The sequence below is a fragment of the Pseudoalteromonas sp. MTN2-4 genome (assembly GCF_042848605.1).
GTDB lineage: Bacteria > Pseudomonadota > Gammaproteobacteria > Enterobacterales > Alteromonadaceae > Pseudoalteromonas.
Genome location: NZ_BTGK01000002.1, coordinates 861,439 through 883,744 on the forward strand (window position 1 = coordinate 861,439; position 22,306 = coordinate 883,744).

Genomic DNA, 22,306 nt, shown 5'->3' on the forward strand with positions numbered 1-22,306 from the left:
CTTATTGCCGATTTGGCTCGTGGGCTTCGTATTGGGGTAAATCTTGATTTAGGCTATCCCAACACGCTTTTGAAGTAACGAAGTTATGTGAAATTGGTCGTTCTGAAATGTCAGAATCAAGAATACCAAGACGTAAGCGGATGCGAGATTTATCGGCATCATTTGAGCTATAAACTGGCGAACCACAAGTTTTACAAAAGTGACGTTTACGACCGGTTTTCATCTCAAAAAAATTTAAATTATCAGCGCCTTTGACTATTTTGAATTCGTCGCTGTTCACAAACCCATTGGTTGCAAACGCAGTACCGCTCGATTTACGACATAAAGAACAATGACAGTGAATAATAGAACTAATTTGACCAACTTCGACGTTGATAGCACCACACAGGCAACTTCCTTGATACATTATTTTTACTCATTACTATTTATTAGCGACTAGTGTAATCAGCTTATACACATAAATGAAGGATCTCTTTATATATTTTATGAGCATACTCTAATGCTACTTTGCCATCATCTAACGCCTTAATTGAATTAAGGTGTGCTCTTGCCCATTCAGCCAATGGCATGATGTGTTTTACTTCTTGGATCACAGTCTTCTTTGTCACTCCCTTAATGTGATACACCATTTCGCTACATAGATCAGAAAGTTGAATAATTCTAACTAAATGCATTTCTTCTTCATTCAACTCATGATGTGCTGATAACTCATAGTGATGATGATGTGCTACTATATTCGATATACATTTGGGTATCTTCCAATGTCTGCAGATCTGCTCTGATAACACTGCATGGGGTTCATCAAATAATTGCTTTTCTGATTCAACAAACTGAGCGGGCGTTGACCACACATAGTCATCAATATGATTAAACTTGTTTTGACTTTCTTGGAAGCGAAGAAATAATCCAAGGTCATGCAATAAACCTGCTAAATATGCTTGCTCGGGTTTCACATGACACTCCTTCAAATGACTTGCGATAAGTCGAGCCAAGCATGCAACCTCAAGAGAGTGCTGCCATAACCGTTTTTCAGCATCAGTTACAGGCACAAAGACTAGAGTGACAGCGATGGAAGCCAATAAATTATGGATTTGATCTATACCCACTCTAATAACTGCATCATGGATACTGACAATTGGACTACGAATGCCAAACGGTACAGTGTTGCTTAATTTTATGATACGAATAGCAAATGTTGGGTCAGACTCAGCAAGCTTGATGACTTTATTAAAATAGTCAGGATCATCAACAGACAAAGACAATAGTTGAGTTATCACACTCGGCAACATAGGAATGTTGTCAATTTGTTTTGCTAGCGCATTCGTCATATAGCATCCTCAAAACAAAGCCCATACTAAAAGTATAGGCTTTGATTCAAAAAACTAACAAAATGCTTTAGTGTGAATTTACATTATCCACGTGTATTTCTGTAACTGCTTCTTTTCGGTCTGTTCGTACTATCATTGCTGCCATTTCTCGAACGACCACCGCTGCTTGGGCGATTACTATTATTTGAGCGATTCGAGTTATTTGCCTTCCCTTGTTCACTGCGTTGCCCTTGACCACTCGGCTTTTTATTACCATTTTGTGGTTTGCGATTTCCCGAGTTAGGCTTATTTCTGCGCGGCTTATTAGCGTTCGATTTGTCGCCTTCTACGCTATTACCTTGTGACCTAGGCTTTGATTTAGGCTTAGCTGCGTTGCTTGAATTTGATTTAGCTTTACTCTGCTGATTACCCGTTGACGCTTGTTCACCATCCACTTGCTTAGGTTTTTTCGGTTTCTTAGGCTTTTTCTTTTTCAGTGGACGTGTGTCTAGCTTAGATTCTGGCACTGGGTTTTGCGGCTCAAACCCCGGCTCAATTTTACGTGGAATAAGCTCTTGAATGAGTCGTTCAATCCCAAATAAATCATCGGCATCTTCATGTGTTACAAACGATACAGCCTCGCCAGTTGCGCCTGCACGACCAGTACGGCCAATTCGATGCACATAATCTTCATATACGTTTGGTAAGTCGAAGTTCACTACATTAGGTAGCTCTTGAATATCTAAACCGCGTGCAACAATGTCAGTTGCCACCAGCACTCTAACTTCGCCATCTTTAAAACCCGCGAGAGCTTTCATCCGAGCATTTTGGCTTTTATTACCATGAATAGCTGCAGCCGCAATTTTTGCTTTTTCTAAATCGCGAACCAAACGGTTTGCACCGTGTTTAGTACGAGTAAAGACAAGAACTTGTTGCCAATTATGAGTTTTCACTAAATGCTTTAGTAACCCAGTACGTTTGCTTCTATCAACTTCATAAACGCTTTGCTCAATGCTTTTCACTGTGCTGTTCGCTGGCGCCACTGAAACCTCAACCGGATCGTTGATAAGGCCTTTCGCCAGTTCGCGAATTTCATCAGAGAAAGTCGCAGAGAACATTAAGTTTTGACGATTTTTAGGAAGTAGTTTAATCACACGTTTAATGTCGTGAATAAAGCCCATATCTAACATGCGATCGGCTTCGTCTAATACAAATAGCTCTAATCTGTCGAATTTAATGGCATTTTGCTGGAATAAATCCAGTAATCGGCCTGGCGTTGCGACCAAGATATCTGCACCACGACGCAACTTCATCATTTGCGGGTTAATTTTCACCCCGCCATACACAACCTGTGTCGACAAATTTAAATGCTGAGAGTAAGTTTCAACGTTCTGCCAAACCTGATCAGCAAGCTCGCGTGTCGGTGTTAATACCAACGCACGTACTTGATTCGCTCTGGCTTTATCCCCTTTACTCAGAAGTTCAAGCATAGGCAGTGTAAAGCCCGCCGTTTTACCTGTGCCCGTTTGTGCGGCTGCCATCACATCTCTGCCCTCTAAAACGGCAGGTATAGCTTGTGCTTGAATGGGAGTTGGTTGGGTATAACCTTTGTCGGTTAGAGCTTGAAGAATATTTTGGGATAAAGCGAGATCAGAAAATTGCATATAATTACTCAAATTTGTAAGGCGATGCAGAGTACAGGATCGCAGCTAATTTAGCAAAAAGAGAATGTGGCTTATTCAAGCAGTATAGATTCTTAGCACCTGAAATCGACTTTCAAGTGCTCTAAAACACTTAAAACCAATGGCGCGTTTTATTAGCAAACCACACAAGACTGAGCATCACAGGGACTTCGACCAATACGCCCACTACGGTTGCAAGCGCAGCGCCCGAATGCAGGCCGAACATTGAAATAGCCACTGCAACTGCCAGTTCGAAAAAGTTAGAGGTACTGATCATACATGCCGGTGCGGCGATGTTATGAGGTAACTTCAGCTTTTTAGCGAGCCAATACGCCAAAGCAAAAATGCCGTAAGTTTGAATAAGAAGCGGAATAGCAATTAAGCCGATGACTTGTGGCTGCTCAATAATCGTTTGTGCTTGAAAGCCAAATAGCAGTACCACAGTGCCTAACAAGCCAATAACAGAGAATGGCTTAATACCAGCCAAAAAGCGATTTAACTGCGTCTCACCCTGCTGTTTTAGTAAAAAGCGTCGAAATGCAAAACCTACAATCAATGGGATCAAAACATAGAGTACGACTGAGATAATCAATGTTTCCCAAGGGACTGTAATGTCACTCACCCCAAGTAAAAGCGCGGTGAGCGGCGCAAACGCAAATGCCATGATAATGTCGTTCACCGACACCTGCACAAGGGTATAGTTTGCATCCCCCTTGGTTAGTTGACTCCATACAAATACCATCGCCGTACAAGGCGCAACACCCAATAAAATCATACCTGCGATATATTCGTTCGCACTTTGTGGATCAACCATTGACACAAAAAAGACTTTAAAAAACAACCAGCCTAACAAAGCCATAGTGAAGGGTTTGATAAGCCAATTAAGTACCAAAGTGAGAATAATTCCTTTCGGTTTTTTGCCGACATCTTTAATGGCTGCAAAGTCGACTTGCACCATCATAGGAAAAATCATCACCCAAATGAGCAAAGCAACGACTAAATTGACATGAAAGAATTCTAAACCTGCTACGACTGCAAAGGCGTCAGGCATAAAGTTACCTGCAATCACACCAACTAAGATACTTAACCCAACCCAAACCGATAAATATCGCTCAAATAGCCCCATACTTTACTCACTTTCAACTGACTCATTCTTGTGCCAAACAAGAACATATGAATTTTCATATATTCTAAGCCAATCAAATCCAAATAGATATATGGAATTTCATATATCTTTTATTTACCTTAAACATTAGTAGTTCGCGCGAATGTAATGATTTTGAACTAAGCAATCCAAATATCGTGTGGCTTTCACATGTTTAAACTTGAGTGGTGCTTTGAGTTCTCCAAAAAGTGGAATACCGCCTCCGAGTAAAACAGGAATAGTCGTTATGATTAACTCATCAATTAAATCTTGCTGCAGAAACCCTTGAATGGTTTTACCGCCATCAATATACAGGTTTTTAAACCCTTGCTGATTCAAGCTACCGACGACATCTTTTAATTCGCCTTGAACTAGAAACACCTTGTCTTTCAAGTTTTCAGGTACTTGCTGTAGCGTATTACTCAATACAAATACAGGCTTTGAATATGGCCAATCACAGTCAAAACTTAACACCACTTCCAAGGTATTACGGCCCATCACTAACGCATCTATGTTCTGCATAAATTCAGCAAAACCACAGTCATCGCCAGTTGGATTTGGTACTTGATGTAACCAATCTACTTGGTTGTTTTTATATGCAATAAAGCCATCGAGACTGGTTGCTATGTAGACCATGTTTGTCATTACACACCTCTTTTAACTTGTATAAAACTTAAAACCTGACTAAAATTCTACACTGTAGAATTAATTGTATAATTAGGGATGTTTTGATGAGTGTCAAGCAAACAAAAAGAGGCCGCCCAGCACAAAAGCAGTTAAGCCAAGACATCATCATCGACCAAGCAAAGCAACTCATGCTTGAAAAAGGCAAGCCACCAAGCATAAGGGGGTTGGCAGCCGCATTAAATGTCGATGCCATGGCCATTTACCATTACTTTAAAAACAAAGATGCATTGCTCGAAGCTGTGACTGTGTCATTAATCTGTGATATTCATGACCCGCAATCACTGCATTGGCAACAAGAGATTTACGAGTTAAGTAAAAGCTATTTAGCGATACTTGATAAATATCGCGGGCTATTACAAACCTTACTCAGCAGTAAAATGATTGGCCCAGCCGAGGTCTTCGCAGCACGTTTCGAGCGTATAACTGAGTCACTAGATTTAAATACAGACACACAACAAACCGTGCTGCATTTGCTCGTTGATTATTTACATGGTTTTGCCCTTGCTATGGAGTGTAACCCCAACCGAGATGAACTAAACCTTGAGATGATAGAACAACCTGTTACTTTTATTTGTAAAACAATGATTTTAGAATAAACACCGCTATTAGGGAGAGACTTTGATGAACGCTGACATTTCAAAAATTCTAGTTGTTTGCATGGGTAACATCTGCCGCTCACCAACGGGTGAAGCTGTGCTGAAACACAAAGCTAAAGAACTAGGGTTAAATTTAACCATAGACTCTGCTGGCACCATCGGTTATCACAGTGGCGAGAAACCCGATAACCGTTCAATGAAAGCGGGTGAAAAAAGAGGTTATAGCTTTAAGGGCCAATATTCTCGCAAGGTTAAGCTAAGTGATTTTACAGAGTTCGACTTGATCTTAGCGGCTGACAAGCAAAACTTAGCAGACCTTCAAGCTAGTTGTCCGAGTGAACATCAACACAAACTTAAGCTATTTTTAAGTTTCGCTGATAGCCAATATGATGAAGTGCCAGATCCGTACTATGGTGCAGGCGATGGCTTTGAACTGGTATTAGATTTGATTGAAGATGCTTCAGACAAACTACTAGCAACGATTAAATACACACAAAAATAGCGTGAAAACTTAAGCCAGCGCAATAAAATCAAATTTCATGCTCGTCTAAGTTTTGTTTCTATGGTAAAACGCAGCCAAACTATTTTAGATGAGCAAATTTGTGACCAACAATACAGAACTCTTTGCCAACATTGCCCAAGACTTGCAATTTACAGGCTACAGCATTCAAACGCTAGACCAAGAATTACCTGCGCTTCAGGCGTTAAAATCTCGTCTTGCAGAGTTTGACTTCAACACGTTTGATGAAGCAGGAATCGGTCGCAAAGATGATCATCAAAAGAATGAAACCATTCGCACTGACAAAATTCATTGGTTAGATAACAGCAATGCACTTGAAGGTTGTTTTCTAGATTATATGGATGAGTTAAAAGCTTACATGAATAAGCGTTTATTCATGGGACTATTTAGCTATGAGTGCCACTTTGCACACTACCAGCCAGGTGCTTTTTACAAAAAGCACCTTGATGCATTCAAAGGCCAAACCAACCGTTTACTCTCTACTGTCTTGTATTTAAACCCAGATTGGCAAGCCGAAAATGGCGGAGAGTTAGTCATTTATGACGGTGAAGATCACGACAAAGAACTTACCCGTGTTTCGCCACATTTTGGCACCCTTGTGACTTTTCTCAGTGACGAGTTTCCTCATGAAGTTCTGCCAGCAAAGGCTGAACGCTTTTCAATTGCAGGCTGGTTTAGGGTGAATAACAGTGTAAATGGTCAAATTGACCCGCCACGTTAAATATTTACCACTAATGTAAGAGCGCATTATTAGCTAGTGCGCTCTTACTACGATTTAAATCACATCACTAAAGCGTTTTATTTGTAAAAAACTGCCACGTTAATTCAGATATTTTTGCAATGATATTTTGATTCGTTTCACTCGTTTCATAAGAGTCACTTACCAATACACTGATATAGTAATGTTGACCATCTGGAAGAAACACAACACCAATGTCGTTCTGAGCACCTGTCACGCCATACGCATTTTTACCTGAGTGGCCCGTTTTATGCGCAACTTGTATATCTTTTGGCACACCTGCTCTAATTGTTTTACGACCAGTCTTAGAGCCTTTCATCACATCCCAAAGAAATTGATGGCTTTTATCCGAAAGCAGGTTTTTATTAATATAAAATTGCCTTAACGCGGTATTAGCAGCATTCGCGGTTGTCCAGTTCTCATACTGACGCTGCCACTCCTTTTGCATGTTTTCTTCGTTATATATTACGGCAATATCTTTTATGCCTGATTGACGCAAATAGGCTTCGAGCTTATTAGGGCCGCCAAGCATACTTAATAGAATGTCACATCCTACATTGTCACTTACTGAGACTGTGTACCCGATGACTTCGGAAAGTGCGAGCTCTGTTCCAGTTGGGTACTTTTTTCGGATTGGGCTCCATAATCCATTATCTAAGTCATTCGGTGTAATCTTTATCTTATCTTCAAGAGACCACTTGCCCTTATCAACTTCTGATAAAACAGCCGCAGCAATATGAAACTTAAAGACACTCTGCATGGGTAATTTAGAATCGCCATTGAATGAAAACACAGGTTCGGCATTTTGGTCCCAGATAGAAACCCCCACCTTTGCCCTCTTAGAATCTAGAAGCAACTCAATGTCGGCTTTTAGCGTATCAATTGGTTTGCTATGAACACACCATGGGAGTAAACATACTATGATTGCAACTAAGAGATAGTTTCTCATTGCTTAATTCCTTATAACTAGCACGAGTAATTTAATTAGGTACAGCTTCGCAGTGTAACCTAAAATATCTTAAAAATTATACTCGCTTCCTTATTTGCCACATATTTTGTTTCTAAGATGTTTTTATATAAACCAAGTTTGAAGATGAACCGCGTGTAACATAAGTCCATCTCAAACCAAACTTGCTTAATTTTCTCTAATTATATTAAGGAGTAAGCAAAGGTTTATTGAATATTAGGAAGTATTTGAAGTGTGTAAAACCGTTCATGGTTGCACTTGTCGAAATATGCAAACAATGTGAACTTTTAGTTTTCGCTTTGTATTTCTGACAGCTTTAAACTAACTTCCTTTTATACTAATCTTCTTAATTTAACGATTTATTTTGAGGCAAAGAAGACTTGATGCTTGCAAGGCGAAAATTTTTCTATTTATTTGTTCTAAATAAGAAATTTTAACGCAGAGCGCATCAGTTTTAATCCCTCAAAACGGTTGAGTATTAATGAAGATCGGTATTACAGGCTTAAAATAGCAAACCTTTCGAAAGAAAGGGACGCAAAGCTTCCGGTCTAAGGTGAAAACTAAGATAGCGGGGTTGCTGAATGCCACTAATAGGGTGCTAGGTTGTTACAAACATATTGTGTGTGCGCTGCCTTTTGGTATTCCCCCCCTTTGGTAATCATTGCCCTCTTCTAGTTTAGTCTCTCTTAGTACCCAAACTTGTGCTCGCTGTTTAAAGCCCATTCGCTCTGGTCAATGCCCACTCGGCAGCGAACAGCAAGGAAACAACATTTCAGATGGTAATGTTTCGGGGAATTTTATGAGACAACATAGTTACAACAAGCAGCATCGATACCTACCAATCGGGGTCTGCATAGTCGCTTTAGGGTACACCACGCAAAGCATAGCGGCACAATGTGAGTTCAAAGTCACAAATGAATTGCAAAGTGGCTACACCGCAGAAGTGTCCGTTCACAACAACACAAGCACAACAGTTGAGGGCTGGGAAGTCGAACTGTAGTTTAGTCAAGGAGAGTTAATTACCAATGCTTGGCGAACTCAACTAAATGGCAATAACCCATATCAATTAGAAAACTTAAACTGGAATCGCCATATTCACCCTAACTCGACTCAGTCTTTTGGCTTTAACGTTCAGAAAACACCAGGGCAAGCCGTTGTTTCGCCCAGATTATTCGGGATCTGCGATGATAACTCAGACTCAGATAACGATATTGTTGAAGTTACAATTATCGCCTCAAACATACAAGGTACTGCCCCTGCAACCATCTCATTTTCAAGCCAAGTCACTAATTCTTCATCAAATTCTATGAGTTATTTATGGGATTTCGGGGATGGCTCTCGCTCCTCTGAGACAAACCCGCAACATGTTTACGATCAACTAGGTACTTATTCCGCCTCACTCACCTTAAGCAATGAAAATAGCAGCTATTCTGCGACACCAATTGAAATCGCGATTAGTGAAGCTCAGCCTGAATCTGCTCTATGTGTGTTTGAAGTAGAAGAAGAATGGATCTCAGGGTTCCGTGGTAAAGTTACTATGACCAACACCGAAAATGTCGCTATTGAAAACTGGAAAGTTCTCATGGCGTTTTCAGATAACACCAAATTAACTGGGGTATGGCAAGGCTTACATAGCGGAAGTAACCCGTATGAAATCACCAACGAGAACTACAACAAAACAATTCACCCAGGTCAGAGCTTAGACTTTGGCTTTAACGCACAAAAAGCACAAGAGAATGATTCTCCTACTGCCACTTCACTCGGCGGTTTATGCTCACCGGATGGAAACATTAATCATCCCCCCTCTGCATTGGCATCCGCCTCAGTGACATCCGGCGAATACCCACTGACTGTGAATTTTGATGGTAATACTTACTATGAATTAGATGAAGATCCTCTTACCTTCACTTGGGATTTTGGCAACGGGATTAAATCTAACGAGCCAAGCCCTACTTACGTGTTTGATAAAGAAGGCGCATTTTCTGTTACTTTGACAGTCAGTGATGGTGTAATGAATACCGTCAGTGAACCTATCTTGATAACAGTAACAGCGCCAGAAGCACCACCTATCAGTGAGCCGCTAACCCTAAACCCACTAAGCTCTCAGCTCTATTTTGTGTCGACTAAAAAACAGCACTTAGTTGAGGCCCACACATTTAACACGCTGAGTAGTTCAATTAGCCCTGATGGGGTTGCTCAATTCAGCATAGATCTAAACAGTGTTGATACCAACAATGAAACCGTCTCAATTTATATCCCTGGCGGGTCAATTGCTTCTCTTTGTAGCCCGAGCGGCAGCAGTGAAAACATGCAACTAGGTGCCATTTCGGCTGGATATGAGCCAGTAAAAAATGAATGTAACTTTATGGTCAACATGTCACATTCAAATGCAGGACATGGCCGTATGCCTATTCTGCTCGCAGAGAACTGGGGCAGCGACAGTTACGATGTAACTATGGGTAATGCGCTTGGGCCTAACTTGCCTTTTCGCTACCTAAACCTAGGTGTGCATAGTAATGGTCAAGGGCAGCTCACCAAAGACAATCGCAATCATTTGCCGTTTCAAGAAAATCCATTCACCGTGTTTAAAATGGTGTTCGAGTCAACGCAGGGCAGCAATAGCAACCCCACCATCATAGACGCACATATGTCAGCCGCTAATGCGATTAAAAGCCGCCTCGCTGGATATGAAATTCAAAGGATGAACGACCACCTTGACGCTATGTCTGATACCCAAAAGCGCTTAGACGATCTCTACGGCGGAGTTTCTTGTGGTATTGCGCCAGACAATACTGAGTTTGGGCTGACCTTTGACACATTCAGTCAACAAGCGCGATTACAGGCTGATATTGCTGTCGCTGCACTACAGTGCAATTTGACCAGTTCAGTTTCTCTTGCGTTTGGTAATCACCAATCAGAGTTCAGAATTCCTGAATTGAACTTCCAAGGCCACTATCACAACGCAATTCACGGAGGCAGTAATGGCCAACCAAACTACCCATACTATACCGAGATGCGAAGTCACCTAGGTAGTTTGAGTGCTTACTTTATACAAAAGCTAAAAGCCGCGGGCATACTAGATAGTACCATTGTGCTATAAACCTCAGATATGGGTCATGCCGATAAACATTCAGCAAACCCTTGCTCATACCTCATTGCAGGTGGCGGCACACGAATAAATCGCGCGGTTGTCAGTGATATGGGCTCTGGTTATAACCAACATGATTTACTACACACGGCAGCAAAAGCCTGTGGTGTCAGTCTTGATTTTGGTAAGGAGATCCTAGGGATTATTGCTTAATAGATATAACTAAAAATGAAGTCACCGTAATAAAGCCCCTGCTAGGGCTTTATTACATTTAAATCAAAGTAACTCAAGTTTGTGCCCCATAAAACACTCTTTAGCCATTACAGTTTTTCTTTTTGGATGATAATCTTCGACAAGTAACCACCAGTAATCAAGCCTAAGATTATGGCCCCAGGAGAACTGTTAATAAAAAAAAGTAAAATTAAGATTGCAGTCCAACACACAGCTAAACCGAGCACATCAATAAATGTTAACCCATGAATATGCTCAGTAGAGTCTTTTGGCCTCATAACAACTTCCCTATAATAGTTCTAAGTATAAATAATCATTCTTTGTGGCCAATCATATCAAGCAATTACCAATTTAGAAACAAGGGATTACTGAGTAGAACAATTTACCTAGTAGCCTTCTTCTTTTATTTTTAGAAAGGCAAGCAATTTAGATTTAAAGGCAAACCAAGATAAAGCCGAAACTGCAATAACAGTCAGAATAAACTGAAAAGCGACATGAACCTGCTCTGTTAAACTCGTTAAGTAAACTGAGGGTAAAATAAACAAAATGTTCACTGATAAGAGATTTAAAAGCTGATAGTTTTTTTGCCATAAAAACGGACAAATCAAACCAATGAATAGCCCAATTGAAGCGCCAAGCGTTAAAGCCAATACCGAGCTATTAAAAACCATGATTAATCCCAATAGCGCTAGCGAACTTCCTGCCATAATCCAGCCTGACTTTTCTATAAAGACTTTATTAAAATTTGCTAAATTTGCTAAATTTGCTTCTTGCATTTTTATCCTTAAATTAACCTCTCTTTGTGTGCACAAAAGTAAGTGCAAATATTATTTTAAAAGCGACTTTTAAAAGTGACTTTTATACTTAAATGCTGCCCAGTTCTTCAGCTTTTAAGTGTGCATGAGTCACAGCACAACCACCGTGCTTTTTTAATATATTCTGCTACTAAATTGAAACCTACCCAATAGTCTGCTCGATTAGGAAATTTCGATTGGTCTTTCTATGCAAAATAAACCGTGCTATCAAGTTGAGCATCTGGTATTTGCGGCTTCATTTGTTTGTAAAATCTCGCCAAGCGTACTGTTTTATATCATTAAAAAAAGTCAAAAAAGCCTGATTACTGAACACTCTTTCAAAATGACAAGCTTGTTCTTCTGAAGCATTTAAAATTGTAATATTTGATGGCATCGTTTTTTATTTTCTTCATTAATTATCTCTACATCAATTGTTTATACTTTGCGCCACGCTTAATTTCCTTACTCCAAAAAAGACACCACCAAAAGAAGTTACAAAGACAACCAATACAAAAACCAATGTGCTGGTATTCGATATATCTATACTAGGGCTCCCTACAACTGCAAGTGTATTAATGAATAACAAAACAATACTCGACTGAATAAAACCTCTGAAACCAATAACCCCAGCAAATAACAAAAATATAAAAGAAAAACTGATTGCTGGCGTGAAAGGTGCTGCTGCTAACAGCATGCATATAAAAGAAAGGACAATAGAAAGCCCAATAAATACTTTAAACATAATGCCTCCTTGGCGAATACGCCTTTACGTAGGCGCTACAATATTAAGTTAAATTAATAGCAAAAAAAAAAGATGAACTCTGTTATGCCACAACTTCCATTTCCATGAAAACCGCGTTTTCTCCATAAGTTGAAGATATATTTACTTCTGCAATCTCTCTAAATCCCTGTAGTGACCAAAAGCTATTAGCACCTTGAACTGCCACAAGGTTTATTCGTTTAAACCCTTTAGCTTTGGCAACTTCAATTAGCTTTGCCATCATTGTCCGGCCAATGCCTTGTCCTTTTGAGTATGGGTTAACAGCCATATCATGGAGATATAAGGTTTCACTATTGACAGTGTCTAATAGCGGCACAAACAATTTTGGTGGTTCAGAATCTCTCCATGGATGCGCCAGTAAATAACCTAGAGCCTCATTCTGCTCTGCAACACAAACAAAACAAGTTTCAGGAGATGCTGTTTGTTTAGACTTAAGTACATCTAAGGTTTCTAAATCAACCTCATGATAGACTTTAGCTTGAATTGCCAAGATATCATTCCAGTGAGTATCTTCGATGAGTTTAATATTCATACGCACTATTTCGGCATATCAGCTAGGGGAATGAAAATAGTATTAAGGCCACCAACTTTCATTGCTGTGCTAAGCGAAGCGCTAATATCAACGCCGACTAAACCCCAAAAAATGATTGGCTTTTCTAGTTTTTCATTATTTTTATCTGAGTTTTTCATTTATTTCATCCATTGCAGCTAACGCATTTATTGACCTGCAAAAAGTTGCAGGCCAATGCTTACTAAAACAAATTAAGCAGCACGACAAAAAAGCGAAAAGCACGGCTTCCAAACAAATGAATGAGCTTTTGTTTTTTAACTGTGAAAAAAGCGCCTCAAATTAAAACCAATAAAGAAAAAGCCTATGCCAATCCAAGATAATAATATGTGATTGTCTAATCCAAGTTCTTACATACCCTAAAGCGCAATGCTTAGCCGCCTTTAAAGTTTGTGTTTTAAAAATAAACGATGTGAGAATAGCTCACTTTGAATATAGCCCATTAACTAACTTGCTATTTAAACGTTTTTCTTTCTGGCCTTTTAAAACGACTACCTAAATAAATGCAAGAAATGCCAGTAATTAAGTAAAATAAACTTTTCGTTTGCAAGTGGCTGTTTGAGTAATCTTGAACTAGAGAAAATATAGCTAAAAGAAGACTTACGATCCCAACTCCAAACGCCAATCCAACACTGAATGCTTTTGATACGTCACTGAAACTATTTTTATCCATTTTCAAATTGAACTCCATATACCTATAAGGCCATAACTAACTTAAAATAAGCTCTAACAGAGCTACTGAATTTACTATATTAAAAAATAGTTGTGAGTTTCATTATTTACCCCGTAAATTTCAGAAGAAATAATTATTTAACTATTCTTAATAAGAAAAATAAGAAGCCGATAACCGCAAACACAAAAACTATAACCATTATTGTTAAAGTCTTAGATTTTCGCATTGACCTTAACAACGCCAACTCAGTGTGAGGGATAAACAAATCAACAATACTATTAGATTCATGATTCTTAGGATGTCTATTTTTCATATAAACATTAATCTCCGACTCAACTTATCGACTAGCTAACACTTGCCTTCTGTTGTTTAGGCACGGGTTAAATGAATCCACTTCCCTTATTTAGGGCGTTTTAAAATAGCAATTGCTGCAGTATTATTATCTAAACTTCCCATATTGAACTCTAACTCAACAAGCTCCCACCCATTATTGCCTAAACTATTTAAATCATCTTGCAAGGCTTCCGCGTCAAGTTTTGAAGAAAATAGACCTTGATATCCGAAATGAACCGTTTTGTATTCCCACTTCATTAATTCAACTCCGTTTATTGATTTATGTAATGCTTGCGTCATGGCTGAAAACAGTTTGGCAATTTTATTGCACTGTTTACAACTTAAAGAAACAAATTCGTTTTACCCCTTACTTTTACTTGGTAGGCACTATTTTAGAATTACTCTAGAACTAATGATCTCTTTTTCGGAGGCTTTAGGTTGCATAGAAGGATTTAATGGGTACTCAAAACCATCGAAATTTAAAACGACTTGACCAACACCGCCAGTAGACACCACTAAATTACTCCACCCTTTATTTTTAATCGGCGAGACTAATACCGGCTTTTGAGTGATCATAACTTTAGATTGAAATTTAAAGCCTTCTTTAGTACCAACAAAAACAAATGATGTACAACCACCTGAGCCACACCAGTTTCTATCGTTGAGATAAATATACGCGTCTTTTACGCCGTCACCATTTAAATCAACAAAAGCGTATTCATAATTAACGACATCCATATTAAAGTGTGAGTTCAAAGCATCTTCCAATCCAGTCTCACTTTCTGCATAAGTCACACTAGTAAATAATAATGTCAATATAGTTATAATTTTTCTCATAGTATTCCTTTATGCCCAACTGAAGAAAAATAGAGGCTAAATTTAGTGACGAAGCGCACAAGACCGCTATTTTACAACTCTTGGTTTAGGTGCTAGTTGTGTTTACAGATAAGCTATTGTGCAATAATGGTTTTTGTATATATTGGTTTAATCAAATTAAACCAAACTAAATAATAACCGAATACTATGTTTATTACTTTTTTAGCTATAAACACCGGTAACTCTGAGTCATCAGGCCAGTAAAATATGATGTCATATATGGCTATAAGAAGTAATAGTATCCCGATAAAAGCAGATATTTTATTAACTTTCACAAAATTCCCTTGTATACATAGCGCCTTAAATAAACGGCAAATTAGTTATCCTAAATGAGCGATGAAGGTGCGCAAGCCTGCTGGTTTGCGCCCTTGTTTGCTATTTTTATAGACATTTATTACTTCGATACGTCACTTTTTAGGGCGAGCACCGCAATAAAAATCAAACCAAATAGCGGAAACAATGATAATGCAGCACCAACAAAGGCCACAGTTTTTGGGTTAGTTGTCTTCTTTATTCCAAGTCTGTAAGAAATATATCCAAATACAGGCACTAAAAGAAACAAAAAGAATAACAGCTCTCCAAGTATAGTTGCATTCATATTCATGTTAAATTTTCCTTTTACATATAACGCCCCATTCAGGAGGCTATTATTGTTACTTTAAATAACGAAAGCAGTGAGGTAAGCCAACTTTAAAAGTCCCACACTGTAATGAATTGTTATATTTAAATTACTTCAAAACTTGATTTAAGTATGGTTCAATTTCTGCACATTCATCATTGGCTGTCTTAACTTCTAGAATGAAAATAGATAGAGCAAACCAGCCAATAGCGAAACTAAAATTAAAGACTGAAAACAAAACTAGTGCAGGGATAACACACCAAAATAACATTGATAATAATCGCTGGATAATATTTAGTGGTTTGTCTACTCGGTATAGTTTAACAGCCTCATTAACGACTTCGATTTTTTTACTATGCTTAAGATCTTTCAATCTTTTATCATCATACAATTTAAAGTAAAACACTAAAACTCCTTGTAAATATTACGTCTTAAATGGGCGCAAGCCTGACATTTTTGCATCCAATGTTAAATGGCTTGTTATTAAGCCTTTTAATCCCCTCCAATAATATTTGAACTATCGCCTGAGCTACCGCAGAAAGGCTTTGACGAACTAAGAGGTGTATCTTGTGAACGATTGAATAACCACAACCCAAATGCTGCAAATACTGGAATTAGCCAGACAAGTATAATTTGAGCTACTTTTTGGAAAGCTTCTAAATCACTTCTCTTAGCCAAGTAAATAGAAACAACTAAATTTATTAGGGCTACTAACACCAAAGTGATTAACCAATAATTGTTTTCCACGTTGTCCCCTTAGCTTATTTATAACGCTGCACTATACTGCCACAGACACCTGGCTATAATTTTGCAAAGCAAAAATGCCACATGTTTGAGGTCAGTTTGAGTGCCAAATTAACTCAGTTCACCTTTTACACTAACATCTTTAATTCCAAGGTATGATTCAATTTCATGCTCAAGGAATAATGCTTGCTCACTACTTTCAAGTCCTGAAAACAAGGTAATATTACTGCGATTTTTTAATATGACACGGACCTCAAACAATACTCTTATGTCATTGTTTATCCCTCTAGTAATCTCTTTACAATAAACTTGTTCAATTGATCGTGAAGGTATTGATTTTTTAAATCCAAAAGGGAAAGGTGATATTTTAGACTCAAGAGTTCTGTGATTAACAGTGATAATTGTTTTATTGAAATAACTCGCGATTACATAATAGGTCAAGACAACCCCAACAGCAACAAACAACAAAGGCACCAAAACAACGAGCATATTTTTTTCAGGGAATAACTCAAAATTATGTGCATGATTATACCAATTAAATAAAAATCCATTCCATAAAACAGCAAATACAGTTAAAAATATTGTTACACCTGAAAACCATTTCCGCTCTATTTTCAGGCCTTCTGATGTTGAACTAACATTCATTCCTTCAGGGATCCCAACGTCCATCATTATTTTTTCCTCTTAAACATACCTATAATTACAATCATGAAGCTAACACCCGATTAACGGGTAAAAATTGTGGGCTAAAATCGAGCGAAGCGAATTGCCCGCAAGTTTTTACCCTTTTTTGAATTGCTTGTTATATTTATTTTGTCGCTTTACTAACTTTAGTTGGTGAGGTCTTCGCTAAATCTAAGACACCGTAGTAATTTAATCCGTCAATTTTTTTGCCAATAATGAAATAGTTCATTTCATTAATCATTGTGGGATCATCAATCACTTCATAAACACTTTTAACATCTGAGAATTGAATTGCTAATAAAGCCATCGTAAATTCTATTTTTTCTGCAGGCTTTAATCGCTTTATGACTTCAGAAATGCCATCTTGAGTTGATTCAATTGTTGAACCGTCAAATACAAAATCTTTTTTTATGCTAGCACAAGCGCTAAAAAGCAAAATTGTGATAATTATCAGTAAATTTTTCATCGAATATCCTTGTAAATTACGCCGTTGTAACCGGCAAAAAATTGTTTACTAAAATGTTAAGCGAAGCGTAACAGCCAACAGATTTCTGTCTGCGTTGACGACTTTGTTATGTGTTTGATTGCTTAATAATGGTGTAACCATCTTTTTGATAATCACTGATACAGCTTTGATACTCTTCTATCAAACTTGGTTCGTTAACAACTCCGAATGCCCAAGTATTGCACTTTACAGTTTGTTTAGAAGAATTTTCCAATGTGGTTTCTTTATAAAACTTTACAAAACCAACTGCATGTGCAGCCTCAATAAATTTCGTATGAACAAGAAAACCAAAGCCTATAATTACAGCTAAAGTAAAAACTTTTTTCATAGATATCCTTCCTTTATTGTGACAGTGCGTAAATTTTTAGCACCTAGACATAATGACTCCCACGAGGTATAGCCTCCGCATTTTCGTGGGTCAGATTAAAGCCTGAGCCATAATTAGTTTGTCAAGAAACTAATTAGCAGAGGCGAACATGACTAAACATAACATACTTTTCATTGGCTTAGATACTCATAAAGAGTTTGTGGAAGTTGCTTAATAGAAGCACTGTACTTGACATGAAGCCAGCTAGAAAACCTAATCTGTGCTTTTTAAGATTCACCTTATCTCCTTACTTGATGAATTCCATTAGTAACTAACGCTTATCTAATAGGCAAAATTGAATAAGCAAAATTCGAGCGAAGCGAAGAACTTATTTAATTTGCCCTAGTTTGGCGCCTTGTTAGCTGTGACTCTCTAGGAGCCTCGTAAATTGTTTAATAAGACCAGTTAGAACCGTTTGGTCTGTTTCAAAGCCGAACTCGAATGATTGAGATAACACTGAATGTTCAATGAACTCACCAGAAACAACAACTTTGCCCATTTGATTACAGCTTATAGTAATAACTTGATCTTCGTATTCCGCCTTAAGCTCAGCAACACCATTAAACGATAAGTTCATTTCACTTAGTTTTTTTAGAAACTCTTGAGCATAATACTTGCCAAAGAAAAACTGCCTTTCGCAAGTAAGCCAACTAGACTTTACATATACTAAACACTCGTATGTATCTGCACTCGCATCTCTGATATTACACAACTCTAGCTGCTTACTTTCATCATTTGTTTGGAGTCTTATATTCATGCTTATTTACAGTTAACAGGCACTCTAATAGTCTCGTATTACACGAGATAAAAATTCGAATGGGCTCCCAATGTGAAAAGCCCAACTTCCATATATGAAAAAATAGAGCATTGCACCTAGAGTAATTAAAAGCAACATTTGACCCGGCCGAACAACATACCAAGGAGCAATGTTTTTTTTCGCCTTATCGCTAAAATAATGAATAAAATCAGCGATCATACCTAAAGTTAATAACAAAGCGAAAGCTAAGAAAAAACCGGTAAACCGCGAAGTCTGCTCTATAATCAAGAAGTAATCTGTAAGCGCAACCCACCAACATAAGCAAATTCCGGCGAACGCACTTGACGATGTGTAGTCAGTTGTTTTTTCAAACTCGAAAGCGCTGATTTTGTCACTGCCAGCACTGTAAGCAAGCCACATAAAAAGCAAAAGTGCGAATACAAACGACCGTTCGTCAAGTTTATTGAGGTCGAACGCGACAAAACTTAATAAAAGAAATATTGACAGGATGAAACCAAAGTGAAGAAAGCTTGTTATATCTAGAGAGCTTTTATTTATGTATTTTTCCAAAATTTACTCAATTATTTCCGTTCTGGTAGCTAACGCCTGATTTTATTGATGAAATAAAACCGAACAGACAAGTTATGCTTACTAAACTTAAACAGATAATAGATAACTGATTTAGTTGTAAGTTACCAAATAGAATTAAGTCGCTAACTAGAAGTGCTGTAGTTGACATGAAGCCAGCTAAAAAACCTGATTTGTGCTTTTTAAGATTCACCTTATCTCCTTACTGGATGAATTCCATTAGTAACTAACGCCGCAAATAAACATTTGTGAGGTACGAACAAAGCCAACTGTTTTTTGTCCGCACTTTTAATTTGCTTTGTTATATGCCGTTTACAACATGTATTTCCCAAAGTTTGTCAAACTCTCGCTGAGTAATAACCTTAGCGACAAATAAAGGATCTGAGTTTATTTCCTCGATACTAGGGACTACATCAGTTCCAAGTAATGTTGTTTTCGAACCTTGATTACCTGTAGCAAAGCCCACAGTGCCGTCAGAGAAAAACTCAAGTTTCCTAGTTTCGAAGTTATCAGCACCAATCTCTGAAACAAGCCTTATAGGGTATACGATCGATTCATGGTTCCAATTTACATCGATGTATTTCAAGTGCTCGATTTCCCTTAGGCATATAACGCTTGCCATAAACGGCAGAAAATCGCTGGCTAAAATTAGCGACGTAGGAGCACAAGCCAGCTGTTTTGTGCCCACGGTTTTATGGCCTTGTTAGCTGTCGAAAGCAAAATAGGCATCGTTTTTATTATAATAATCAATAGCTAGGGCCAAATTTTTAAAGGACCAGTTAAGCTTTTTTATTGCTAAATTCTGCTTGATGTCTTGTAAATCAGCAATACCAAGATAATGTTTATACCCTTTTGATGAAGCATAAGTAGGCTCATCATTTTCGTCACGTTCTAGCTCATCATCATAATTTAAAACCAAAGCCGATAATTGCAAGTCTGAAAGGCGTTCGGTTTTCAAATATACTTGATGATCCCAAGGTAGCTCATCAAGCCGAAGTAAAATATCGAAAAGTTAACGTTCAGCTCGCTTCATTTCTCCATAGGCAGCTAACGGCTAATTTACTTGTTAGCTGTGTACCCGTCAAAATGACATTAGCACTAAGCTATACATGAATAATAAATATTTAGTGAATGCATCTAGCAACACCGAATATAAAAAATAGAATAAAGTGGCTACCCCATTCTATTAAGGACAGTATGAGTGGAAAAACATACCATATCTTTTTTGATTTTGTAGTAATCATAATAAAGAATACTACAGCGGGTATTAGTAACGGCCAGATGAGTAAAATAAGTTCGAACCAACTCCAATCTTTGCAATGAACCACTTTAAGCCATAACCAAATAGGTAGAAAGCTCAATACGATTAAGTAGGAAACGACCAATCTAGTCTTCATGTACATAACAGCTAACGCCTTACTAATGGGCGCATAAATGCTTGGCTAAAATTAGCGACGAAGGAGCACAAGCCAAGCGTTTTGCGTCCTTTTGAGTAACTTGTTATATGCACTTTTTCACAATAAGTAAATCAGTATTCATTCGAAGTTTTTCATTACTTTGTTTTTGCTTACTAGGGTATTTTGGCTCCACCCAATTGTCCATCGTATGATTTAACCAACAGGCTGGTATCTCGAATTCTATTTCAGGATGAGCCTTTGTAGTTGCGTAAATTTCCCAACAATGGCCAGACGAACCATTAGCACTTTCATAAACCTTCGTTATTCTTAATTCGTCACCTTTATTTATTGTGAACGCTTTTTCCCAAGGTGCTAAGGAAGTGCGCCAAGGCAATTCTTTTAATTTAGGAGATATCAATTCATACGTAGTGTTTGGGATGGTGTTAGCAGAGTAAACTTTCATGTTTGTTGTAGCTGAGTAACATTTTCCATTTAACTCGGAAGATAGTTCTTTGTTGCTGATGTCAACTCTGCCAGCACACCCTGTAACTAGAATAGTTAAAAGAATTAGTGAATTTCGCATGACTTTCCTGTGCATATAACGCCGCAAATAAACGGCTAAAAATAGTTGGCTAGAATTTGTGAGGTACGAACAAAGCCAACTGTTTTTTGTCCGCATTTTTTAATTTGCCTTGTTATATGCACTTTTCACTAGCTTTAATAAAATCGGTAGCTACCTCTATTTTTTGACCACCTTTTAGCTGAGAAGGTGAATCAGGAGAAAACCAAGGTGACATATTATCCATCCAACAAGATGGAAGCTCAAACTCTACACCTGGTAACTGTTCACTTTTAGCATTAATTTTCCAACAATGCCCTGCGGAGCCATAAGAGTGCTCTACAACGCTAGTGATTTTAATTAGCTCCCCCTTCGTTAGAGTGCGTACAAATTCAAATTTACTTTCAAAACTAGGTAAACGAGAGTTGCTTTTCTCTGTAAATGCTTCATAAGAGTCATTTGGAAACTGTCTAATCACATATATATTTACAGGCTTCTCTATTGAAAAACATTTGTCGGTAAGGTTGGTAGCTATGTATTCATTTGATACGACTGATGAACAACCACTCAATAAAATGATCATAAAACCTAGATATTTACTCATGACTACCTTGTGCATATAACGCCCAATTCAGGGGCTTTTAACTGTTGGCTAAAATAACGAACGCAGTGAGGAAAGCCAACTGTTAAAAGTCCCGCACTGCAATGGTTTGTTATATGCCGCTTTCACCTGACACGCAATATTTAAGGCTATTTGCCTCCATATTTTTACCATAGCTACAAACTTTAAAAGTATTACTTTTTTCATTAAATATATAAACGAATTCATTACCCCAAGGATCTAAAGGAAGCTTTTTGATTACATCTTTGGTAACTAATTCACTTAACCCTTTATCTTGGCTTGGAAACACACCTTCTAGTTTATGAAAGTAAACAAGGGCTTCTTTAATGATATCAAGGTTCAATAACACTCTATTCTTTGGCTCGTTACGCTCCCACCTCTCATTTTCGGATGCTACAAAAACCAAATAATATGATCCACAACCTAATATAAATATTACTAGCAGAGTCAGAATTAGAAACTTTTTCATAACGGCGTA

General features: G+C 38.0%; 31 protein-coding genes, 1 pseudogene and 1 riboswitch. Of the genes and pseudogenes, 6 read left to right on the forward strand and 26 right to left on the reverse strand.

What is annotated here, in order from left to right:
* Nucleotide 1: 1 nt before the first annotated feature.
* The 5 genes from ACGHEH_RS08700 to ACGHEH_RS08720 all read right to left on the reverse strand — a co-directional run bounded on the left by ACGHEH_RS08700 (nt 2) and on the right by ACGHEH_RS08720 (nt 4,778).
* A complete protein-coding gene (locus ACGHEH_RS08700) occupies nt 2–406 on the reverse strand; it encodes a GFA family protein (RefSeq protein WP_390444063.1) in 405 nt (134 codons plus the stop codon).
* Between the two features lie 43 nt (nt 407–449).
* Entirely contained in the window at nt 450–1,328 is an 879-nt protein-coding gene (locus ACGHEH_RS08705; protein WP_390444066.1) for an HDOD domain-containing protein, read from the reverse strand.
* Nucleotides 1,329–1,411: 83 nt separating this feature from the next.
* On the reverse strand, nt 1,412–2,971 hold the full coding sequence (locus tag ACGHEH_RS08710; protein ID WP_390444069.1) for a DEAD/DEAH box helicase: 1,560 nt from the start codon (nt 2,969–2,971) through the stop codon (nt 1,412–1,414).
* A 130-nt stretch (nt 2,972–3,101) separates the two neighbouring features.
* On the reverse strand, nt 3,102–4,115 hold the full coding sequence (gene arsB / locus ACGHEH_RS08715) for an ACR3 family arsenite efflux transporter (RefSeq protein WP_390444071.1): 1,014 nt from the start codon (nt 4,113–4,115) through the stop codon (nt 3,102–3,104).
* 126 nt (nt 4,116–4,241) lie between these two features.
* The gene (locus tag ACGHEH_RS08720; RefSeq protein WP_390444073.1) at nt 4,242–4,778 is read right to left on the reverse strand and encodes a dihydrofolate reductase family protein; all 537 of its coding nucleotides are present in this window, start codon (nt 4,776–4,778) and stop codon (nt 4,242–4,244) included.
* A gap of 86 nt (nt 4,779–4,864) precedes the next feature.
* Between ACGHEH_RS08720 and ACGHEH_RS08725 the strand changes: the two genes are divergently transcribed.
* The 3 genes from ACGHEH_RS08725 to ACGHEH_RS08735 all read left to right on the forward strand — a co-directional run bounded on the left by ACGHEH_RS08725 (nt 4,865) and on the right by ACGHEH_RS08735 (nt 6,657).
* A complete protein-coding gene (locus tag ACGHEH_RS08725; protein WP_390444075.1) occupies nt 4,865–5,416 on the forward strand; it encodes a TetR/AcrR family transcriptional regulator in 552 nt (183 codons plus the stop codon).
* 37 nt (nt 5,417–5,453) lie between these two features.
* Nucleotides 5,454–5,918, forward strand: coding sequence for a low molecular weight protein-tyrosine-phosphatase (locus tag ACGHEH_RS08730; RefSeq protein WP_390444200.1), 465 nt, complete (start codon nt 5,454–5,456; stop codon nt 5,916–5,918).
* Nucleotides 5,919–6,018: 100 nt separating this feature from the next.
* Nucleotides 6,019–6,657 (forward strand): 2OG-Fe(II) oxygenase, encoded by a 639-nt coding sequence (locus ACGHEH_RS08735; protein ID WP_390444078.1) that lies wholly within the window; start codon nt 6,019–6,021, stop codon nt 6,655–6,657.
* A gap of 67 nt (nt 6,658–6,724) precedes the next feature.
* Here ACGHEH_RS08735 and bla read toward each other — a convergent pair whose 3' ends face one another.
* Nucleotides 6,725–7,624 carry a class A beta-lactamase, subclass A2 gene (bla, locus tag ACGHEH_RS08740; protein WP_390444080.1) on the reverse strand — a complete coding sequence of 300 codons (900 nt, stop codon included), beginning with the start codon at nt 7,622–7,624 and terminating at the stop codon, nt 6,725–6,727.
* Nucleotides 7,625–8,141: 517 nt separating this feature from the next.
* A riboswitch (cyclic di-GMP riboswitch) is annotated at nt 8,142–8,224 on the forward strand.
* Between the two features lie 217 nt (nt 8,225–8,441).
* On the opposite strand from bla, the pseudogene ACGHEH_RS08745 reads away from it, so the two are divergent.
* Nucleotides 8,442–8,735, forward strand: a pseudogene (locus ACGHEH_RS08745) (cellulose binding domain-containing protein); the annotation flags it as partial.
* 38 nt (nt 8,736–8,773) lie between these two features.
* On the opposite strand, the gene ACGHEH_RS08750 reads toward ACGHEH_RS08745, so the two are convergent.
* A complete protein-coding gene (locus tag ACGHEH_RS08750) occupies nt 8,774–8,929 on the reverse strand; it encodes a hypothetical protein (RefSeq protein ID WP_390444205.1) in 156 nt (51 codons plus the stop codon).
* On the opposite strand from ACGHEH_RS08750, the gene ACGHEH_RS08755 reads away from it, so the two are divergent.
* A complete protein-coding gene (locus tag ACGHEH_RS08755; protein ID WP_390444203.1) occupies nt 8,907–10,742 on the forward strand; it encodes a DUF1552 domain-containing protein in 1,836 nt (611 codons plus the stop codon). The two genes, ACGHEH_RS08750 and ACGHEH_RS08755, sit on opposite strands and share 23 nt — an antisense overlap.
* A gap of 9 nt (nt 10,743–10,751) precedes the next feature.
* A complete protein-coding gene (locus tag ACGHEH_RS08760; protein ID WP_390444082.1) occupies nt 10,752–10,943 on the forward strand; it encodes a hypothetical protein in 192 nt (63 codons plus the stop codon).
* 404 nt (nt 10,944–11,347) lie between these two features.
* Here ACGHEH_RS08760 and ACGHEH_RS08765 read toward each other — a convergent pair whose 3' ends face one another.
* The 19 genes from ACGHEH_RS08765 to ACGHEH_RS08855 all read right to left on the reverse strand — a co-directional run.
* Entirely contained in the window at nt 11,348–11,737 is a 390-nt protein-coding gene (locus ACGHEH_RS08765; RefSeq protein ID WP_390444084.1) for a hypothetical protein, read from the reverse strand.
* Between the two features lie 445 nt (nt 11,738–12,182).
* The gene (locus ACGHEH_RS08770; protein WP_390444087.1) at nt 12,183–12,497 is read right to left on the reverse strand and encodes a DUF6419 family natural product biosynthesis protein; all 315 of its coding nucleotides are present in this window, start codon (nt 12,495–12,497) and stop codon (nt 12,183–12,185) included.
* Nucleotides 12,498–12,579: 82 nt separating this feature from the next.
* Entirely contained in the window at nt 12,580–13,068 is a 489-nt protein-coding gene (locus ACGHEH_RS08775) for a GNAT family N-acetyltransferase (RefSeq protein ID WP_390444090.1), read from the reverse strand.
* A 5-nt stretch (nt 13,069–13,073) separates the two neighbouring features.
* Nucleotides 13,074–13,226, reverse strand: a complete 153-nt coding sequence (locus tag ACGHEH_RS08780; protein ID WP_390444093.1) for a hypothetical protein — start codon at nt 13,224–13,226, stop codon at nt 13,074–13,076.
* Between the two features lie 950 nt (nt 13,227–14,176).
* Entirely contained in the window at nt 14,177–14,368 is a 192-nt protein-coding gene (locus ACGHEH_RS08785) for a DUF4177 domain-containing protein (RefSeq protein ID WP_390444096.1), read from the reverse strand.
* Nucleotides 14,369–14,497: 129 nt separating this feature from the next.
* On the reverse strand, nt 14,498–14,947 hold the full coding sequence (locus tag ACGHEH_RS08790; protein ID WP_390444098.1) for a hypothetical protein: 450 nt from the start codon (nt 14,945–14,947) through the stop codon (nt 14,498–14,500).
* Nucleotides 14,948–15,380: 433 nt separating this feature from the next.
* On the reverse strand, nt 15,381–15,590 hold the full coding sequence (locus ACGHEH_RS08795; RefSeq protein ID WP_390444100.1) for a hypothetical protein: 210 nt from the start codon (nt 15,588–15,590) through the stop codon (nt 15,381–15,383).
* A gap of 124 nt (nt 15,591–15,714) precedes the next feature.
* Nucleotides 15,715–16,011 (reverse strand): hypothetical protein, encoded by a 297-nt coding sequence (locus tag ACGHEH_RS08800; RefSeq protein ID WP_390444102.1) that lies wholly within the window; start codon nt 16,009–16,011, stop codon nt 15,715–15,717.
* Between the two features lie 86 nt (nt 16,012–16,097).
* Entirely contained in the window at nt 16,098–16,352 is a 255-nt protein-coding gene (locus ACGHEH_RS08805) for a hypothetical protein (RefSeq protein ID WP_390444104.1), read from the reverse strand.
* Between the two features lie 108 nt (nt 16,353–16,460).
* Nucleotides 16,461–17,021 (reverse strand): hypothetical protein, encoded by a 561-nt coding sequence (locus tag ACGHEH_RS08810; RefSeq protein WP_390444106.1) that lies wholly within the window; start codon nt 17,019–17,021, stop codon nt 16,461–16,463.
* A 136-nt stretch (nt 17,022–17,157) separates the two neighbouring features.
* On the reverse strand, nt 17,158–17,499 hold the full coding sequence (locus ACGHEH_RS08815) for a hypothetical protein (protein ID WP_390444109.1): 342 nt from the start codon (nt 17,497–17,499) through the stop codon (nt 17,158–17,160).
* Between the two features lie 106 nt (nt 17,500–17,605).
* Nucleotides 17,606–17,866, reverse strand: coding sequence for a hypothetical protein (locus ACGHEH_RS08820; protein ID WP_390444112.1), 261 nt, complete (start codon nt 17,864–17,866; stop codon nt 17,606–17,608).
* Nucleotides 17,867–18,263: 397 nt separating this feature from the next.
* Nucleotides 18,264–18,662, reverse strand: a complete 399-nt coding sequence (locus ACGHEH_RS08825; protein ID WP_390444115.1) for a hypothetical protein — start codon at nt 18,660–18,662, stop codon at nt 18,264–18,266.
* 24 nt (nt 18,663–18,686) lie between these two features.
* The gene (locus ACGHEH_RS08830) at nt 18,687–19,232 is read right to left on the reverse strand and encodes a hypothetical protein (RefSeq protein WP_390444118.1); all 546 of its coding nucleotides are present in this window, start codon (nt 19,230–19,232) and stop codon (nt 18,687–18,689) included.
* Nucleotides 19,233–19,551: 319 nt separating this feature from the next.
* Nucleotides 19,552–19,836 carry a DUF6881 domain-containing protein gene (locus ACGHEH_RS08835; protein ID WP_390444121.1) on the reverse strand — a complete coding sequence of 95 codons (285 nt, stop codon included), beginning with the start codon at nt 19,834–19,836 and terminating at the stop codon, nt 19,552–19,554.
* Nucleotides 19,837–19,953: 117 nt separating this feature from the next.
* Nucleotides 19,954–20,208, reverse strand: coding sequence for a hypothetical protein (locus ACGHEH_RS08840; protein WP_390444124.1), 255 nt, complete (start codon nt 20,206–20,208; stop codon nt 19,954–19,956).
* A 542-nt stretch (nt 20,209–20,750) separates the two neighbouring features.
* Entirely contained in the window at nt 20,751–21,230 is a 480-nt protein-coding gene (locus ACGHEH_RS08845; RefSeq protein ID WP_390444127.1) for a hypothetical protein, read from the reverse strand.
* Nucleotides 21,231–21,342: 112 nt separating this feature from the next.
* Nucleotides 21,343–21,810, reverse strand: coding sequence for a hypothetical protein (locus ACGHEH_RS08850; protein ID WP_390444130.1), 468 nt, complete (start codon nt 21,808–21,810; stop codon nt 21,343–21,345).
* Between the two features lie 109 nt (nt 21,811–21,919).
* On the reverse strand, nt 21,920–22,306 hold a 387-nt coding region (locus ACGHEH_RS08855; protein ID WP_390444133.1), incomplete at its 5' end, for a type II secretion system protein GspG.

Coding starts and splice junctions, on each gene's coding strand:
- ACGHEH_RS08815 (WP_390444109.1), bottom strand. CDS start 17,499: ATGAAAAATTTACTGATAATTATCACAATTTTGCTTTTTAGCGCTTGT.
- ACGHEH_RS08710 (WP_390444069.1), bottom strand. CDS start 2,971: ATGCAATTTTCTGATCTCGCTTTATCCCAAAATATTCTTCAAGCTCTA.
- arsB (WP_390444071.1), bottom strand. CDS start 4,115: ATGGGGCTATTTGAGCGATATTTATCGGTTTGGGTTGGGTTAAGTATC.
- ACGHEH_RS08760 (WP_390444082.1), top strand. CDS start 10,752: ATGGGTCATGCCGATAAACATTCAGCAAACCCTTGCTCATACCTCATT.
- ACGHEH_RS08845 (WP_390444127.1), bottom strand. CDS start 21,230: ATGCGAAATTCACTAATTCTTTTAACTATTCTAGTTACAGGGTGTGCT.
- ACGHEH_RS08795 (WP_390444100.1), bottom strand. CDS start 15,590: ATGAATATGAATGCAACTATACTTGGAGAGCTGTTATTCTTTTTGTTT.
- ACGHEH_RS08705 (WP_390444066.1), bottom strand. CDS start 1,328: ATGACGAATGCGCTAGCAAAACAAATTGACAACATTCCTATGTTGCCG.
- ACGHEH_RS08820 (WP_390444112.1), bottom strand. CDS start 17,866: ATGAAAAAAGTTTTTACTTTAGCTGTAATTATAGGCTTTGGTTTTCTT.
- ACGHEH_RS08765 (WP_390444084.1), bottom strand. CDS start 11,737: ATGCAAGAAGCAAATTTAGCAAATTTAGCAAATTTTAATAAAGTCTTT.
- ACGHEH_RS08720 (WP_390444073.1), bottom strand. CDS start 4,778: ATGACAAACATGGTCTACATAGCAACCAGTCTCGATGGCTTTATTGCA.
- ACGHEH_RS08775 (WP_390444090.1), bottom strand. CDS start 13,068: ATGAATATTAAACTCATCGAAGATACTCACTGGAATGATATCTTGGCA.
- ACGHEH_RS08700 (WP_390444063.1), bottom strand. CDS start 406: ATGTATCAAGGAAGTTGCCTGTGTGGTGCTATCAACGTCGAAGTTGGT.
- ACGHEH_RS08810 (WP_390444106.1), bottom strand. CDS start 17,021: ATGATGGACGTTGGGATCCCTGAAGGAATGAATGTTAGTTCAACATCA.
- ACGHEH_RS08850 (WP_390444130.1), bottom strand. CDS start 21,810: ATGAGTAAATATCTAGGTTTTATGATCATTTTATTGAGTGGTTGTTCA.
- ACGHEH_RS08780 (WP_390444093.1), bottom strand. CDS start 13,226: ATGAAAAACTCAGATAAAAATAATGAAAAACTAGAAAAGCCAATCATT.
- ACGHEH_RS08785 (WP_390444096.1), bottom strand. CDS start 14,368: ATGAAGTGGGAATACAAAACGGTTCATTTCGGATATCAAGGTCTATTT.
- ACGHEH_RS08790 (WP_390444098.1), bottom strand. CDS start 14,947: ATGAGAAAAATTATAACTATATTGACATTATTATTTACTAGTGTGACT.
- bla (WP_390444080.1), bottom strand. CDS start 7,624: ATGAGAAACTATCTCTTAGTTGCAATCATAGTATGTTTACTCCCATGG.
- ACGHEH_RS08770 (WP_390444087.1), bottom strand. CDS start 12,497: ATGTTTAAAGTATTTATTGGGCTTTCTATTGTCCTTTCTTTTATATGC.
- ACGHEH_RS08725 (WP_390444075.1), top strand. CDS start 4,865: ATGAGTGTCAAGCAAACAAAAAGAGGCCGCCCAGCACAAAAGCAGTTA.
- ACGHEH_RS08825 (WP_390444115.1), bottom strand. CDS start 18,662: ATGAATATAAGACTCCAAACAAATGATGAAAGTAAGCAGCTAGAGTTG.